This window comes from Pseudomonas sp. SMV7, from assembly GCF_052041995.1.
Classification (GTDB): domain Bacteria; phylum Pseudomonadota; class Gammaproteobacteria; order Pseudomonadales; family Pseudomonadaceae; genus Aquipseudomonas.
In genome coordinates this window covers 135,449-151,667 of record NZ_JBKGGT010000013.1, presented here as the reverse complement: position 1 = coordinate 151,667, position 16,219 = coordinate 135,449, and the positions used below count along the sequence as shown (strand labels likewise).

The 16,219-nt window shown below is 63.4% G+C and carries 13 protein-coding genes and 6 tRNA genes; 17 read left to right on the top strand and 2 right to left on the bottom strand.

Annotated elements, in window-relative coordinates; translation table 11 throughout:
* The first annotated feature begins 86 nt into the window (after window positions 1–86).
* The 12 genes from gltX (at window position 87) to ACLEJP_RS17240 (ending at window position 6,322) form a co-directional block, all read left to right on the top strand.
* Entirely contained in the window at window positions 87–1,568 is a 1,482-nt protein-coding gene (gene gltX, locus ACLEJP_RS17295; RefSeq protein WP_170028932.1) for a glutamate--tRNA ligase, read from the top strand.
* 334 nt (window positions 1,569–1,902) lie between these two features.
* Window positions 1,903–1,978, top strand: a tRNA-Ala gene (locus tag ACLEJP_RS17290).
* Window positions 1,979–2,050: 72 nt separating this feature from the next.
* A tRNA-Glu gene (locus ACLEJP_RS17285) sits at window positions 2,051–2,126 on the top strand.
* 53 nt (window positions 2,127–2,179) lie between these two features.
* Window positions 2,180–2,255 (top strand) — tRNA-Ala (locus ACLEJP_RS17280).
* A gap of 43 nt (window positions 2,256–2,298) precedes the next feature.
* Window positions 2,299–2,374 (top strand) — tRNA-Glu (locus ACLEJP_RS17275).
* 61 nt (window positions 2,375–2,435) lie between these two features.
* Window positions 2,436–2,511: transfer RNA gene (locus ACLEJP_RS17270), tRNA-Ala, on the top strand.
* 42 nt (window positions 2,512–2,553) lie between these two features.
* Window positions 2,554–2,629 (top strand) — tRNA-Glu (locus tag ACLEJP_RS17265).
* Between the two features lie 170 nt (window positions 2,630–2,799).
* A complete protein-coding gene (locus ACLEJP_RS17260; protein WP_440808305.1) occupies window positions 2,800–3,339 on the top strand; it encodes a TetR/AcrR family transcriptional regulator in 540 nt (179 codons plus the stop codon).
* A 13-nt stretch (window positions 3,340–3,352) separates the two neighbouring features.
* Window positions 3,353–4,186 (top strand): alpha/beta hydrolase, encoded by an 834-nt coding sequence (locus ACLEJP_RS17255; protein ID WP_440808302.1) that lies wholly within the window; start codon window positions 3,353–3,355, stop codon window positions 4,184–4,186.
* Between the two features lie 91 nt (window positions 4,187–4,277).
* The gene (locus tag ACLEJP_RS17250; RefSeq protein WP_046617041.1) at window positions 4,278–4,712 is read left to right on the top strand and encodes an acyl-CoA thioesterase; all 435 of its coding nucleotides are present in this window, start codon (window positions 4,278–4,280) and stop codon (window positions 4,710–4,712) included.
* A 51-nt stretch (window positions 4,713–4,763) separates the two neighbouring features.
* On the top strand, window positions 4,764–5,735 hold the full coding sequence (locus tag ACLEJP_RS17245) for a tRNA dihydrouridine synthase (protein WP_440808299.1): 972 nt from the start codon (window positions 4,764–4,766) through the stop codon (window positions 5,733–5,735).
* A 143-nt stretch (window positions 5,736–5,878) separates the two neighbouring features.
* Entirely contained in the window at window positions 5,879–6,322 is a 444-nt protein-coding gene (locus tag ACLEJP_RS17240) for an Hsp20 family protein (RefSeq protein ID WP_225776893.1), read from the top strand.
* Between the two features lie 93 nt (window positions 6,323–6,415).
* Here the strand turns inward: ACLEJP_RS17240 and ACLEJP_RS17235 are convergent, their stop codons facing one another.
* Window positions 6,416–9,712 (bottom strand): PAS domain S-box protein, encoded by a 3,297-nt coding sequence (locus ACLEJP_RS17235; RefSeq protein WP_440808296.1) that lies wholly within the window; start codon window positions 9,710–9,712, stop codon window positions 6,416–6,418.
* Window positions 9,713–9,773: 61 nt separating this feature from the next.
* Complete coding sequence (locus ACLEJP_RS17230) at window positions 9,774–10,652, bottom strand: LysR family transcriptional regulator (RefSeq protein WP_289129670.1); 879 nt, start codon at window positions 10,650–10,652, stop codon at window positions 9,774–9,776.
* A gap of 130 nt (window positions 10,653–10,782) precedes the next feature.
* On the opposite strand from ACLEJP_RS17230, the gene leuC reads away from it, so the two are divergent.
* The 5 genes from leuC to asd all read left to right on the top strand — a co-directional run bounded on the left by leuC (window position 10,783) and on the right by asd (window position 16,022).
* Entirely contained in the window at window positions 10,783–12,216 is a 1,434-nt protein-coding gene (gene leuC / locus ACLEJP_RS17225; RefSeq protein ID WP_440808293.1) for a 3-isopropylmalate dehydratase large subunit, read from the top strand.
* The gene (gene leuD / locus ACLEJP_RS17220; RefSeq protein WP_440808292.1) at window positions 12,213–12,857 is read left to right on the top strand and encodes a 3-isopropylmalate dehydratase small subunit; all 645 of its coding nucleotides are present in this window, start codon (window positions 12,213–12,215) and stop codon (window positions 12,855–12,857) included. Before leuC ends, leuD begins: the two co-directional genes overlap by 4 nt.
* A gap of 87 nt (window positions 12,858–12,944) precedes the next feature.
* Window positions 12,945–13,709, top strand: coding sequence for a class I SAM-dependent methyltransferase (locus ACLEJP_RS17215; protein WP_440808290.1), 765 nt, complete (start codon window positions 12,945–12,947; stop codon window positions 13,707–13,709).
* A gap of 54 nt (window positions 13,710–13,763) precedes the next feature.
* Window positions 13,764–14,846, top strand: coding sequence for a 3-isopropylmalate dehydrogenase (leuB, locus tag ACLEJP_RS17210; RefSeq protein WP_440808288.1), 1,083 nt, complete (start codon window positions 13,764–13,766; stop codon window positions 14,844–14,846).
* Window positions 14,847–14,909: 63 nt separating this feature from the next.
* Complete coding sequence (asd, locus tag ACLEJP_RS17205; protein WP_023660790.1) at window positions 14,910–16,022, top strand: aspartate-semialdehyde dehydrogenase; 1,113 nt, start codon at window positions 14,910–14,912, stop codon at window positions 16,020–16,022.
* Window positions 16,023–16,219: the final 197 nt, after the last annotated feature.

The window sequence follows — 16,219 nt, the reverse complement described above, 5'->3', positions numbered from 1 at the left end:
AAGTGTCGTTCGCGCCATTGCTGGAGCCCGGTGCCTGCCTCCTGCTAACATCCCGCCTTTGTTTCATCTTTCGTTCGAGACCCTCCATGACCACCGTACGCACGCGTATCGCGCCATCGCCTACCGGCGACCCCCATGTCGGCACTGCCTACATCGCCCTGTTCAACTACTGCTTTGCCAAGCAGCACGGCGGTGAGTTCATCCTGCGCATCGAAGACACCGACCAGCTGCGCTCCACGCGCGAGTCGGAACAGCAGATCTTCGATGCCCTGCGCTGGCTCGGCATTGAATGGAACGAAGGCCCGGACGTCGGCGGCCCGCACGGCCCGTACCGGCAGAGCGAGCGCGGCGAGATCTACGCGAAATATGCCAAGCAGCTGGTTGACGCCGGCCATGCCTTCTATTGCTTCTGCACCGCCGAAGAGCTGGAGCAGATGCGTGCCGAACAGCAGGCCCGTGGCGAAACCCCGCGCTACGACGGCCGCGCGCTGTTGCTGAGCGCCGAAGAAGTGCAGCGTCGCCTGGACGCTGGCGAGCCGCACGTGATCCGCATGAAGGTGCCGAGCGAAGGCGTGTGCGTGGTCCCGGACATGCTGCGTGGCGATGTCGAGATCCCGTGGGACCGCATGGACATGCAGGTGCTGATGAAGAACGACGGCCTGCCGACGTACTTCCTGGCCAATGTGGTCGACGACCATCTGATGGGCATTACCCACGTGCTGCGCGGCGAAGAGTGGCTGCCATCGGCGCCCAAGCTGATCAAGCTGTACGAATACTTCGGCTGGGAGCAGCCCAAGCTGTGCTACATGCCGCTGCTGCGTAACCCGGACAAGTCCAAGCTGTCCAAGCGCAAGAACCCGACTTCGGTGACCTTCTACGAGCGCATGGGCTTCATGCCCGAGGCGATGCTCAACTACCTGGGCCGCATGGGCTGGTCGATGCCGGACGAGCGTGAGAAGTTCTCCCTGGCGGAGATGGTCGAGCACTTCGACCTGTCGCGTATCTCGCTGGGTGGCCCGATCTTCGACATCGAGAAGCTGTCCTGGCTGAACGGCCAGTGGCTGCGCGAGCTGCCGGTCGAAGAGTTCGCCGCGCGCCTGCAGAAGTGGGCGTTCAACAGCGACTACATGATGAAGATTGCCCCGCACGTGCAGGGTCGGGTGGAAACCTTCAGCCAGGTTGCCCCGCTGGGCGGGTTCTTCTTCGAGGGTGCGCTGAAGCTCGACGCCAAACTGTTCGAAAGCAAGAAACTGTCGGCCGACCAGGTGCGCCAGGTGATCCAGTTGATCCTGTGGAAGCTCGAAAGCCTGCGCCAGTGGGAAAAGGAGCGCATCACCGGTTGCATCCAGGCCGTGGTCGAGGCGCTGGAGCTGAAGCTGCGTGACGCCATGCCGCTGATGTTCGCCGCCATCACCGGCCAGGCCAGCTCGGTGTCGGTGCTCGATGCCATGGAAATCCTTGGCCCGGACCTGACCCGCTATCGCCTGCGCCAGGCCCTGGACCTGCTGGGTGGGGTGTCGAAGAAAGAAAACAAGGAATGGGAAAAGCTGCTGGCGTCCATCGCCTGATAGCGCTCCAAAGGCCTTGGCTGAGCCCGGTGGGAGCGGCCTAGTGTCGCGAAAGGGCCGCAACGCGGCCCCGGCAATTTTTGCGTCAAAGCTGAAATCGCGGGACCGCGTTGCGGTCCTTTCGCGACACTAGGCCGCTCCTACAAGGGCGCGGCGCTTCGATTTACCAGGGCAGGGCGGTAAGTGATTGTTATCTGTGAAAATTTTTTTGAATATTTTGAAAAATTAGTTTGACAGCCCTGCAATCCGATCTTAATATGCGCCCCGTCCACAGCGATGAACGAAAACGAAACGTCAGGCACCCAGCCAGCGCTTCGGTTCAGAGCGACATTGTGGGGCTATAGCTCAGCTGGGAGAGCGCCTGCATGGCATGCAGGAGGTCAGCGGTTCGATCCCGCTTAGCTCCACCAAATTCCGCTTGGCAGCCAAGGCTGTCAGGCAAGACCGGGTCCAGCAACCGGGTCTTGAAGGTAAGAAGGTTCGTCCCCTTCGTCTAGTGGCCTAGGACACCGCCCTTTCACGGCGGTAACAGGGGTTCGAGTCCCCTAGGGGACGCCAGTTTTGCACAAGCGATGCTTCACGATGTCGCTGGGCCGAGAGGCTAGAAATCCGGGGCTATAGCTCAGCTGGGAGAGCGCCTGCATGGCATGCAGGAGGTCAGCGGTTCGATCCCGCTTAGCTCCACCAATTTTTGCCGCGGTTCGCACAGGCGGATCGGCACGAAGGTTACGTCCCCTTCGTCTAGTGGCCTAGGACACCGCCCTTTCACGGCGGTAACAGGGGTTCGAGTCCCCTAGGGGACGCCACTTTTCCTGCGTTTTGCAGGGCTTAAAAAGGCTCGTCGATTATTGATGAGCCTTTTGTTTCGGGGCTATAGCTCAGCTGGGAGAGCGCCTGCATGGCATGCAGGAGGTCAGCGGTTCGATCCCGCTTAGCTCCACCATTTCTGCCAGGGTTCACGCACGTGGATCTTCGCGAAGGTTACGTCCCCTTCGTCTAGTGGCCTAGGACACCGCCCTTTCACGGCGGTAACAGGGGTTCGAGTCCCCTAGGGGACGCCACTTTTACCCGCGTATTGCGGGACCTTTAAGGCTCATTCGCTTATTGAATGGGCCTTTTGTTTTTTCTCCCCGAAAAAAATGCCTGCCCGACAAATGGCCGCTGAATTCGCTTGCGAAAAAATATTATGAGAATAATATTTCGATCATCATATTTAATCGGCGAGTCCCTGATGAGCGACAAGAAAAGCAGAACCCGCGAACGCATTCTCGAAGCGGCGCGCAGCGCCCTGATCCAGCATGGACCGGCCGAGCCCAGCGTCAGCCAGGTGATGGGGGCGGCAGGGCTGACTGTCGGTGGTTTCTACGCCCATTTCGACAGCAAGGACGAAATGATGCTCGAGGCGTTCCGCCAACTGTTGGTCGAGCGCCGGGCGTTGCTGGCCCAGCTCGATCCCAGCCTCGAGGGTGCCGAGCGACGGGCCTTGGCCGGCGCCTTCTACCTGTCGCGCAAGCACCGCGATGCCGAGGTACATGCCTGCCCGTTGCCCAACTCGCTGGGTGAAATGCAGCGCCTGCCAGAGGCATTTCGCGAGGTGCTGGCCGAACACATCGAATTGATGACAGCTGCCATGGTCGACCGCCCCGAAGACACCGACAAGGCTCTGGCCGACCTGGCCCTGATGATAGGTGGCCTGGCCCTGGCCCGCGCCCTGGGCACCAGCGAGCTGTCTGACCGCATTCTACGCGCCGCCAAATCGGCGGTGCTCTGACGGGAGCATGGCGATGACGACCCTGAGCTGGATTCGTGCTGTCAACGGCACCCTGGGCCACCTGGCCCCGGAGCACGTTGCGCGCAAGATGCGCCGTGCATTCATGACTCCGCGCAACCTGCCGCCAAGGCAGTGGGAGCTGCCCGTGCTGGCCAGCGCCGAGCGCATCACCCTGCGCTTCGGCTTGTCCGCGTTGCGTTGGGGCAAAGGGCCGACCGTGCTGTTGATGCACGGTTGGGAAGGGCGCCCGACCCAGTTTGCCGCCTTGATCGAGACCCTGGTCCAGGCCGGGCACACCGTGGTCTCGCTGGAAGGTCCGGGGCATGGTCGTTCACCTGGCCAGCAGGCGCATGTGGCGCTGTTTGCCCGGGCATTGCTGGAGGCTGCCGCCGAATTGCCACCGTTGCGCGCGGTGATTGGCCATTCCATGGGCGCTGCCAGTGTGTTGCTGGCGTTGCAGATGGGCCTGCGCGCCGAAGCGGCGGTAAGTATCGCTGCGCCGGCGCAACTGCTCGACGTGCTGCGTGGTTTTGCCCATCGCCTGGGGTTGCCGGCCCGGGCGCGGGCCGCGTTCATTCGCCAGGTGGAGCGGGACGTCGGCATGCCGATTGCGCGGCTCGATGTCAGTGGTTATCAACTGGAGTTGCCGGGGTTGGTGGTGCATGCCGTTGATGACGAGCTGGTGCCTGCCAGCGAAGCCCAGGCCATTCACAAGGCCTGGTTCGACAGCCGGCTGTTGCTGCTGGAGGAGGGCGGGCACCAGCGCGTGCTGGCTGACCCGCGCCTGGGTGAAGCCGTGCTCGAACTGCTGGCCCAGGCCGCTGCGCCAGCGCGGCAAACTGCCTGATCGACGCGCCGGGCTTCCAGGCAGGCACAGAAGGTCTGGACATTCCCGCCCAGGTCGCTGCTAAATCCACTTTTGCGCCAAGGAAGCGAACATGAGCTGGGACCTGGCAACACCTTTCGTCATCGATCTGCGCGTCGGTAGCGAGGATATCGATGGCCTCGGCCACGCCAACAACGCCGTCTACGTGACCTGGCTGGAGCGCTGCGCCTGGCGCCACTCGCAACGCCTGGGTCTGGACCTGGCCGAATACCGCCGGCTGGACCGGGCCATGGCCGTTGTTCGCCACGAGATCGATTATCTGGCCGCCGCCTATGAAGACGACGAGTTGCAGCTGGCCACCTGGATCATCGACTGGGACCAGCGCCTGCGCATGACCCGGCGCTTCCAGCTCAAGCGCCCGCGCGACGGCGTGACCCTGCTGCGCGCCCAGACCACCTTCGCCTGCATCGAGCTGTCCAGTGGCAAGCCCAGGCGCATGCCGGCGGAATTCCTCGACGGTTACGGCCCGGCGCTGATCGGCGCCTGAAACACCGGCAATCTTTGCTAGACTGCCGGCTTTTTCCGCCGAGACCCCGACATGCAAATTGCCCTGGCCCCCATGGAGGGGCTGGTCGACAACATCCTGCGCGACGTGCTGACCCGCGTCGGCGGTATCGACTGGTGCGTCACCGAGTTCATTCGCGTGTGCGACCGTCTGCTGCCGCCTGCCTCGTTCGACAAGCTGGCGCCCGAGTTGCGCAATGGCGCCCGGACTGCCGCCGGGGTACCCATGCGTGTGCAATTGCTGGGCTCCGACCCGGTGTGCCTGGCGGAAAACGCCGCGCTGGCCTGTGAGCTGGGGGCACCGGTGATCGACCTGAACTTCGGTTGCCCGGCCAAGACTGTGAACAAGTCGCGCGGTGGGGCGGTGCTGCTCAAGGAGCCGGAGTTGTTGCACGCCATTGTGCGTGAGGTGCGCAGCGCCGTGCCGGCGCATATTCCGGTAACGGCAAAGATGCGCCTGGGCTTCGACAGCCCCGATGGCGCGCTGGAGTGTGCCACCGCGCTGGCCGAGGGCGGCTCGGCGCATCTGGTGGTGCATGCGCGGACCAAGGTCGAAGGTTACAAGCCGCCGGCCCATTGGGAGTGGGTGGCGCGGGTACAGGATGTGGTCAAGGTGCCGGTGTTCGCCAACGGCGAGATCTGGACCGTGGACGACTGGCGGCGCTGCCGTGAAGTCAGTGGTGCCGAACACATCATGCTTGGTCGCGGGCTGGTCTCGCGCCCGGACCTTGGCCTGCAGATAGCCGCGGCGCGGGATGGACGTGAGTACCTGCCGCTGGCCTGGAACGACCTGCTGCCGTTGCTGCGCGAATTCTGGCGCCAGGCCCAGGCCAAGCTGTCGCCGCGTTATGCGCCGGGACGGATGAAGCAGTGGTTGGCGATGCTGACCCGCAGTTACCCGGAGGCGGTGGTGCTGTTCGCCGAGTTGCGTCGGGAAGACGACTGCGCGCGTATCAGCCGCCTGCTGGGGGTTGAAGCGCAAGCGGTGACGGCATGCGTTGCCTGATCCGGCGTTTGCGTGGGCACTGATGCAAGATTTTTTTGCTGCCCCTCTTGAAAGCCGTTCTGCCGCCCCTATCTCTTGAGTACGCGATGCCGAAGTCGGGTCGCGTAGTGACTTTACTTGCTGAATCTCAGGAGTTAATGACCATGAACACTGCTTTCTCTCTCGCTCCACTGTTCCGCCATTCCGTAGGGTTCGACCGTTTCAACGACCTGTTCGAATCTGCGGCACGTAACGAGGCCGGTAGCAGCTACCCGCCCTACAACGTGGAAAAGCATGGCGATGACCAATACCGCATCGTGGTAGCCGCAGCCGGCTTCCAGGAGCAGGACCTCGATCTGCAGGTCGAGAAAGGTGTCCTGACCGTGTCCGGTGGCAAGCGCGACAATGGCGCCGAAGAGGTCACCTACCTGCATCAGGGTATTGCGCAACGCGCCTTCAAGCTGTCGTTCCGCCTGGCCGACCATATCGAAGTCAAGGCTGCCGGCCTGGCCAATGGCCTGCTCAGCATCGACCTGCTGCGCATCGTACCTGAAGAAGCCAAGGCCAAGCGCATCCCGATCAACGGCGAACAGCCAGCGCTGAACTGATCGCGGCGATGTGAAAAAGGGCACCCCCGGGGGTGCCCTTTTTTGTGTCCGCTGTAATGGCCCTTGTGCGCTCCTACAGCGAGCGTGTCAGGTTCAGTAATTTGCCGGAGCCTCCAGCAACATCTGCCGAAACTCCGGCAATGGTAACGGCCGGCTGTGCAGGTACCCCTGGTACAAGTGACACCCCAACCGTTCCAGAAACTCCAGCTGCTCGCTCAGTTCCACCCCTTCGGCAATCACTGCCAGGTCCAGGCTGCGGGCCATGGCCACGATGGCGCGGACGATTTCGGCATCGTTGGGGTCCATCGGCGCATCGCGCACGAAGGTCTGGTCGATTTTCAGGGCGTCCACCGGCAGGCGCTTCAGGTAGGTCAGCGAAGAGTAGCCGGTGCCAAAGTCGTCCATCGCGAAACTCACCCCGTGGCGCTTCAGCTCGCGCATCTTGCTGATGGTGTCCTCCAGGTTCTGGATGACGATGCCTTCGGTGATTTCCAGCTTCAGCATCTGCCGGGGCAAACGGTAGTCGTCCAGGCTGCGCAGCACGCGTCCGACGAAGTCGTTCTGGCGGAATTGTCGTGGGCTGATGTTCACGCACAGGCTGAAAGTGTCTGCCTCGACCAACCCGTCGGCCAGCATGCGGGCACAGGCGTCGCAGGCTTCGTCGAGAATCCAGCTGCCAACTTCCAGGATCAGGCCGCTTTCTTCCAATACCTGAATGAACTGCGCCGGTGGCTGCTGGCCCAGCTCCGGGTGGTGCCAGCGCAGCAGTACCTCGGCGCCGACGATGCGGTTGTCACGAGCATCGACCTGCGGCTGGAAGTGCAGCGCCAGTTCGCCGCGGGCCAGGGCCAGGCGCAGGTCGTTCTCCATGCGCAGGCGTTCGCTGGCGGCTTTCTGCATGGTGGTGTGGAACAGCTGGGTGGTGTTGCGCCCGGAATCCTTGGCCCGATACAGGGCGATATCGGCACGCTTGAGCAGGTCGGCCGGCGTGGCGCCATGGTCAGGGATCAACGCGACGCCAATGCTGGGCGTCACCTGCAGGCGCTGGCCGTCCAGTGACATCGGTTCGGCCAGCAGTTCACGCAGGGTATCGGCCAGCTCACGCACTTTTTCTTCGACCAGATCACGGCTGCCTTCCAGGCCGCTCAGCAACACCACGAATTCGTCGCCACCCAGGCGTGCCACGGTGTCTTCCAGGCGTACGCTGGCTTCCAGCCGCGCGGTGATGATCTTCAGCACCGTGTCGCCCACCGGGTGGCCCAGCGAGTCGTTGATGTGCTTGAAATGGTCGAGGTCGAGGAACAGCAGCGCGCCGCGCAGGTTGTGGCGCTTGAGCAGGGCGATCTGTTGGCTCAGGCGGTCCATCAGCAAGGCGCGGTTGGGCAGGTTGGTCAATGGGTCGTGGTAGGCCAGGTGGCGAATCTGCGCTTGTGCGTTCTTCAGCTGACTGACATCGCGGGCGTTCAGCAGCAGGCAGTCGACCTCGTTGAGGGTGATGGGCTCGACCGACACCTCCACGGTGAGGATATCGCCACGCTTGTTGCGCCCGAGCATCTCGCGGTGATGTACCCGGCCGCGCTCGCGCAGCTCTGCCAGCAGGGCGCTGCGTTGCTTGTCGTCAGCCCAGATGCCGACCTCGTACACTGTGCGGCCGACCACTTCGGCGGCGCTGTAGCCAGTCAGGCGGCAGAAGCCGTCGTTGATCTCCAGGTAACGGCCGCTGTAGCGTTCGGTGATGGTGATGGCGTCGGGGCTGGAATGAAAGGCTTTGGCGAACTTCTCCTCGCTGGACTTGAGCGCTGCCTCGGCCCGTTGCTGCTGGGTGATATCGCGCAGCGTTGTCACGCTGCAGGGCTGGCCGTCGACGGTGATGAGGCGGCTGGAAATCACGCAGGTCAACGGCCCCCCGTTGCGGTGGTTGACCACCACGGCGACGTTGCTCAGGGCCTGTTCACGGATCACCCGCTCGATGCGTTGCGCCCGCTCGAAGGTCTCGGCCCACAGGCCGATTTCCTCGGCGGTGCGGCCGATGACCTGGTCTGCGCTCCAGCCGAAGGTCTGGGTGAACGCCGGGTTGATCTCGATGAACTGGCCGGTGTCCTGGCGGTTGACGCAGATCGGGTCGGGGCTGACCTGGAACAGGCTGGCGAACTTCTCTTCCGAAGCGCTCAGGCGCTGTTCGCGTTCCACCTGGTCGGTGATGTCGAGCAAGGTGCCGGCCATGCGCAGCGGGTTGCCCTGCTCGTCGCGGTACAGCCGGGCGCGGCTTTCGATATAGCGCGAAACGCCGTTTTCCAGTTGAACCTGGTAGGTGATCTGGTAGTTGCCGGCAGGCCCCTCGCGCAGGCTGCGGTAGGCCTGGCGCATCACGTTGCGCTCCTGCTCCGGCACGCCTTCGAAAAACGCGTCGAACGATTCGTGAAAGGGGATCGGTGGCAAACCGTGCAGTTGTGCGGCGCGGGCCGAGCCATAGAGCATGCCGCTGGGGATATGCCAGTCCCAGGTGCCCAGCTGTGCCGAGTCCAGTGCCAGGTCGAGGCGCTCCTGGCTGTCCTTCAGGGCCTGCTCGGCGCGTTTGCGTTCGGTGGTGTCCATGAACGTGCTGAGGAGATAGGTCACACCTTCCAGCTCTATGCCCTGGGTGCAGAGGATGCCGTCATGTATCTTGCCGCTGACGGCGCGGAACTGGACTTCCAGGCTCAGCGGGCCGCTGTTGTGACGGGCCAGTTCCAGCAATTGGTGGCGCTGTTCGGGGTTGGTCCACAAGCCCAGTTCCAGGCTGGTCTTGCCGATCACCTGGCTACCAGGCCAGCCGAACATGTTTTCGAAGTGCTGGTTGACCTCGAAAATCATGCCGTCGTCACGGCGGGTCAGCAGGATGGCGTTGGGGCTGAGGTGAAACAGGGTGGCGAAGCGCTTTTCCGAGTTGATCAGGGCTGTTTCCCGTTCGCGCTGGCGGGTGATTTCACGAATGACCCCGATCATCTGCGGGCGGCCTTGCTGGTCGTGGGTCAGGCTGCCGTTGATTTCCAGCCAGTGCAGGCTGCCATCGGGCCAGCGGATGCGGTGGCGCATGGCTTTTTCCGCCGGCTCGCCGTTGACCACGGCCTGGAACAGCTGGCGGGTACGGGCGCGGTCTTCCTCCGGCAGCAGGTCGAGGTAGTCGATATCGCTGGATAGCGGCTTGTGCGGGTCGAAGCCGAACAGTGCCTGGGTGCCACGCGACCAGCTCACCCGGCCGGTCTGTATGTCCCACAGCCAGGCGCCCAGCCGCGCCCCGTTGAGTGCGGCCAGCAGTTGCGGGGCGTTCTGCCAGGCCTGTTCCGACTCCTGGGGATCGGCCGCCGGGATACGCGGCAGGCGCGGAAAACGGTTCGCTGATTTGGGCATCGGTACCAGACCTTTGGCGTGTGACGCGTCCTTTGGGATGATAAACCGGGCTGACGACCGGTCAGGCGGGCCCCGCGTGGCTGTCGAGCAAGGCCATGAATGCCCTGGCCGCGTTCGATAACGTACGCTCAGTGTGCAAAATGTAGCCTAGCTGGCGCGACAGCTGTATGCCCGGCAAAGTGATGGGTGCAACCTGTTCATCAAGCATGGTGCGCGGCAGCACGCTCCAGGCCAGGCCGATCGACACCATCATCTTGATGGTTTCCAGATAATTGGTGCTCATGGCGATGTTCGGGGCCAGGCCCTGGCTTTCGAACAGGCGCTGGACGATATGGTGGGTGAAGGTGTTGCCGCCCGGGAACACCGCCGGGTGACGGGCGACGTCGGCCAGGCTGACCGCCTGGTTGGCGGCCAGTGGGTGCTCAGGCGCGGCCACGAAGTCGAGGGCGTCGTCCCACACCGGCATGGCCTTGACCAGGTGATGTGGCTCGGGCGCAAGGGTGATCACCGCAATCTCGGCGCGGCCATGCAGAATTTCATCGTAGGCCTGTTCCGAATCCATGAACTGAATATCCAGTGCCACGGCCGGATATTGGCGGGTGAATGCCCGCAACAGCGGCGGCAGCCGGTGCAGGCCGATGTGATGACTGGTGGCCAGGGTCAGGCGACCGCTGACTTCGCCGGTCAGGTTGGTCAGCGCCCGGCGGGTATCATCGAGCACATTGAGGATCTGGTAGGCGCGCGGCAGCAAGGCGCGGCCAGCCTCGGTCAAGGTAACTTCGCGGCCCAGTCGGTCGAACAGGCGCACCTCCAGTTGCTGTTCCAGCCCGGCGATGCGTTTGCTGACGGCCGGCTGGGTCAGGAACAGGCGTTCGGCTGCCCCGGAAAAGCTTCCGGTTTCTGCGATGGCAATGAAGGCGCTAAGGTTGGCCAGGTCCATGATCTGAATTCCTGTTGGTTATCCAAAGCATAAAAATTATGAATTTGAGTTATTCAATCTAACGCCCTAGCATCGACCGCACAAGCCAAGGGGTCTTTGGCATAGAAAGACGCTGATGAGGAACAGTCTGATGGCTGGCAAAACGCTCTACGACAAACTCTGGGAAGCACATGAGGTCAAGCGCCGTGATGACGGCTCGTCCTTGATCTACATCGACCGCCACATCATCCACGAAGTGACGTCGCCCCAGGCCTTCGAAGGCCTGCGCCTGGCCAATCGCAAGCCGTGGCGCATCGACGCCAACATTGCAACGCCGGACCACAACGTGCCGACCACGCCGGAGCGCAAGGGCGGTATCGAAGCCATCGTCGACCAGGTGTCGCGCCTGCAGGTGCAGACCCTCGACGAAAACTGTGACGAGTACGGCATCGTCGAATTCAAGATGAACGACGAGCGCCAGGGCATCGTCCACGTCATCAGCCCGGAGCAGGGGGCCACCTTGCCGGGCATGACCGTGGTCTGCGGCGACTCGCACACCTCCACCCACGGCGCCTTCGGTGCCCTGGCGCACGGCATCGGTACCTCCGAGGTCGAGCACGTGCTCGCGACCCAGTGCCTGGTCGCCAAGAAGATGAAGAACATGCTGGTGCGCGTGGAAGGCCAGTTGTCTGCCGGCGTTACTGCCAAGGACATCGTCCTCGCGGTGATCGGCAAGATCGGTACCGCCGGTGGTAACGGCCACGCCATGGAGTTCGCCGGCAGCGCCATTCGCGAATTGTCGATGGAAGGCCGCATGACCATCTGCAACATGTCCATCGAAGCCGGTGCCCGCGTCGGCCTGGTGGCGGTGGACGACACCACCATCGCCTATGTCGAAGGCCGCCCGTACGCGCCCAAGGGCGAACAGTGGAAGCAGGCGGTCGCAGCCTGGAAAGGCCTGGTTTCCGATGCAGACGCAGTGTTCGACACCGTGGTCGAGCTCGACGCTGGGCAAATCAAGCCGCAGGTCAGCTGGGGCACTTCGCCAGAGATGGTCCTGGCCGTCGACCAGCGCGTACCGGACCCGGCTGCCGAGCCGGACCTGATCAAGCGTGGTTCGATCGAGCGTGCCCTCAAGTACATGGGCCTGGCCGCCAACCAGGCGATCACCGACATCAAGCTCGACCGCGTGTTCATCGGCTCGTGCACCAACTCGCGCATCGAAGACCTGCGCGCCGCGGCCGCAATCGCCAAGGGCCGCAAGGTCGCGGCCAACGTCAAGCAGGCGCTGGTGGTGCCGGGCTCGGGCCTGGTCAAGGCCCAGGCCGAACGCGAAGGCCTGGACAAGATCTTCCTCGAAGCCGGTTTCGAATGGCGTGAACCAGGCTGCTCGATGTGCCTGGCGATGAACCCGGACCGCCTGGAGAGCGGCGAGCACTGCGCGTCCACCTCCAACCGCAACTTCGAAGGCCGTCAGGGCGCCGGTGGCCGTACCCACCTGGTCAGCCCGGCCATGGCCGCCGCCGCCGCGGTGACCGGCCACTTCATCGATGTCCGCGAGTTGATCCAAGGGAGCGCAGCATGAAAGCCTTTACCCAGCACACTGGCCTCGTCGCCCCGTTGGACCGTGCCAACGTCGACACCGACCAGATCATCCCCAAGCAGTTCCTCAAGTCGATCAAGCGCACCGGTTTCGGCCCCAACCTGTTCGACGAGTGGCGCTACCTGGACGTGGGCCAGCCCTACCAGGACAACAGCAAGCGCCCGCTGAACAAGGAGTTCGTGCTCAACCACGAACGTTACCAGGGTGCCAGCGTGTTGCTGGCGCGGGAGAACTTCGGTTGCGGCTCCAGCCGTGAGCATGCGCCGTGGGCGCTGGACGAGTACGGCTTCCGCAGCGTGATCGCGCCGAGCTTTGCCGACATCTTCTTCAATAACAGCTTCAAGAACGGCCTGCTGCCGATCATTCTCAGTGATCAGGAAGTCGACGAGCTGTTCAAGCAGGTCGAAGCCAACCCGGGCTACCAGCTGGTCATCGACCTGCAGGCGCAGGCCGTCACCCGCCCGGATGGCAAGGTGCTGCACTTCGAGATCGACGCATTCCGCAAGCACTGCCTGCTCAATGGCCTGGACGATATCGGCCTGACCTTGCAGGACAGCGACGCGATCAAGGCTTTCGAAGGCAAGCACCGCGCAGCGCAGCCTTGGCTGTTCCGTGATGCCTGATTGTTTGTAGGTGGCAGTACCGGCCTCTTCGCGGGCACGCCCGCGAAAGGGCCGGTACAGGCGGCAAGAAACCAAAAGGATCGAGACATGACCAGCACCACCCACACCGATGTGGTCCAGCGCCAGTTCGGCGAACAGGCCAGTGCCTACCTCAGCAGCACCGTGCACGCCCAGGGCAGTGAATTCGCCCTGCTGCAGGCCGAACTGGCCGGGCAGGGCCATGCCCGCGTGCTGGACCTGGGTTGCGGTGCCGGCCATGTCAGCTTCCAGGTCGCCCCGCTGGTTGCCGAAGTGGTTGCCTACGACCTTTCGCAAGCCATGCTCGACGTGGTCGCCAGTGCCGCTGCCGAGCGCGGCCTGGCCAATATCACCACCGAGCGCGGTGCCGCCGAACGCCTGCCGTTCGCCGATGCTGCGTTCGACTTCGTCTTCAGTCGCTATTCGGCGCACCACTGGAGCGACCTGGGCCTGGCCCTGCGCGAAGTGCGCCGGGTGCTCAAGCCGGGCGGCGTGGCAGCCTTCATCGACGTCATGTCGCCGGGAAGCCCGTTGCTCGACACCTACCTGCAAACGGTGGAAGTGCTGCGCGATACCAGCCACGTACGTGACTACTCCGCCGCCGAATGGCAGCGCCAGGTCAGCGAGGCCGGGCTGCACGTGCGCAGCCATACCCGCCAACCGCTGCGCCTGGAGTTCGCCAGCTGGGTCGAGCGCATGCGTACCCCCGAGCCGATGCGTGTGGCCATCCGCCAGTTGCAGCAAGCCATGGGCGAAGAAGTACGGCAGTATTACCAGATCGAGGCCGATGGTTCGTTCAGCACGGATGTGCTGGTGTTGTGGGCCGAGCGTTAAGAACTTTTCGGTGTGGCCCGCTTGGCCGCACCGCGTGAATGGATAGAGGAAAGCATGAGCAAGCAGATTCTGATTCTCCCAGGTGACGGTATCGGCCCGGAAATCATGGCCGAGGCGGTCAAGGTACTGGAACTGGCCAACGATAAGTTCCAGCTCGGTTTCAGCCTGGCCCACGACGTGATCGGTGGCGCCGCCATCGACAAGCACGGCGTGCCGCTGGCCGACGAGACCCTGGAACGTGCGCGCAAGGCCGATGCCGTGCTGCTGGGCGCCGTGGGCGGGCCGAAGTGGGACAAGATCGAGCGTGACATCCGCCCGGAGCGCGGCTTGCTGAAGATCCGCTCGCAACTGGGGCTGTTCGCCAACCTGCGCCCGGCCATCCTCTATCCGCAACTGGCCGATGCCTCGTCGCTCAAGGCGGAGATCGTCTCGGGCCTGGATATCCTGATCGTCCGTGAACTGACCGGTGGTATCTACTTCGGTGCACCGCGTGGCCAGCGCGAGCTGGAGGGCGGCGAACGCCAGGCCTACGACACCCTGCCGTACAGCGAAAGCGAAGTGCGTCGCATTGCCCGGGTCGGCTTCGACATGGCCCGCGTGCGCGGCAAGAAGCTGTGCTCGGTGGACAAGGCCAACGTCCTGGCGTCCAGCCAGCTGTGGCGCGAAGTGGTCGAGGATGTGGCCAAGGACTACCCGGATGTCGAGCTGAGCCACATGTACGTCGACAACGCTGCCATGCAGCTGGTGCGGGCGCCCAAGCAATTCGACGTGATGGTGACCGACAACATGTTCGGTGACATTCTGTCGGATGAAGCTTCCATGCTGACCGGTTCCATCGGCATGCTGCCGTCGGCGTCGCTGGATGCCGACAACAAGGGTATGTACGAGCCGTGCCACGGCTCGGCGCCGGACATCGCCGGCCTGGGTATCGCCAACCCGTTGGCGACCATCCTCTCGGTGTCGATGATGCTGCGCTACAGCTTCAATCAGGTGGCTGCCGCCGAGGCGATCGAGAAGGCCGTAAGCCTGGTTCTGGACCAGGGCCTGCGCACCGGCGACATCTTCTCGGAAGGCTGCCGCAAGGTGGGGACGCAGGAAATGGGCGACGCAGTAGTCGCAGCGCTGCGGAATCTGTAATCTCTCTGGCCCGCCACCCCAAATTCCCGGTGGCGGCCCACTTTTAGCAAAGGTGTAGTTGCGATGAAACGTGTAGGTCTGATCGGTTGGCGCGGTATGGTCGGTTCCGTGCTCATGCAGCGGATGCTGGAGGAGCAGGACTTCGACCTTATCGAGCCGGTGTTCTTCACCACCTCCAACGTCGGTGGCCAAGGCCCGAACGTGGGCAAGGATACTGCTCCACTCAAGGACGCTTATTCGATCGAAGAACTCAAGACCCTCGACGTGATCCTGACCTGCCAGGGCGGCGACTACACCAACGAGGTCTTCCCCAAGCTGCGTGAAGCCGGCTGGCAGGGCTACTGGATCGATGCCGCTTCGTCCCTGCGCATGCAGGATGACGCGGTGATCATCCTCGACCCGGTCAACCGCAAGGTCATCGACCAGCAACTGGACGCCGGTACCAAGAACTACATCGGCGGCAACTGCACCGTCAGCCTGATGCTGATGGGCCTGGGCGGCCTGTTCGAAGCCGGCCTGGTCGAGTGGATGAGCGCCATGACCTACCAGGCGGCGTCCGGTGCCGGCGCGCAGAACATGCGCGAGCTGATCAAGCAGATGGGCGCAACCCACGCTGCCGTGGCCGATGACCTGGCCAACCCGGCCAGTGCCATCCTCGACATCGACCGCAAGGTTGCCGAAACCATGCGCAGCGAAGCGTTCCCGACCGAGAACTTCGGTGTGCCGCTGGCCGGCAGCCTGATCCCGTGGATCGACAAGGAGCTGCCGAACGGCCAGAGCCGCGAAGAGTGGAAGGCCCAGGCCGAGACCAACAAGATTCTCGGCCGCTTCAAGAGCCCGATCCCGGTCGACGGCATCTGCGTGCGCATCGGCGCCATGCGTTGCCATAGCCAGGCGCTGACCATCAAGCTGAACAAGGACGTGCCGCTCGCCGACATCGAAGGCATGATCAGCCAGCACAACCCCTGGGTGAAGCTGGTGCCGAACCAGCGTGAAATCAGCATGCAGGAGCTGACCCCGACCAAGGTGACCGGTACCCTGAACATTCCGGTTGGCCGTTTGCGCAAGCTGAACATGGGGTCGCAGTACCTCGGTGCGTTCACCGTCGGTGACCAGCTGCTGTGGGGCGCGGCCGAACCGCTGCGCCGCATGCTGCGGATCCTGCTGGAGCGTTGATCGTTCCGGCTTGACCGAAAACCCGTGCTGGCGACAGCACGGGTTTTTTTGCGTCAGCTGATCGAGCGCCGCCCGTGCAGCGCTCGATCTCACAGGCGCCGTAAACCCCGCGACCTATGCATACTGGCGATCACCCATTCAGCCCGTAGGCCCACCATATGTCAGCAAAGACAAACACCGACAATCCAAGTAAAGTG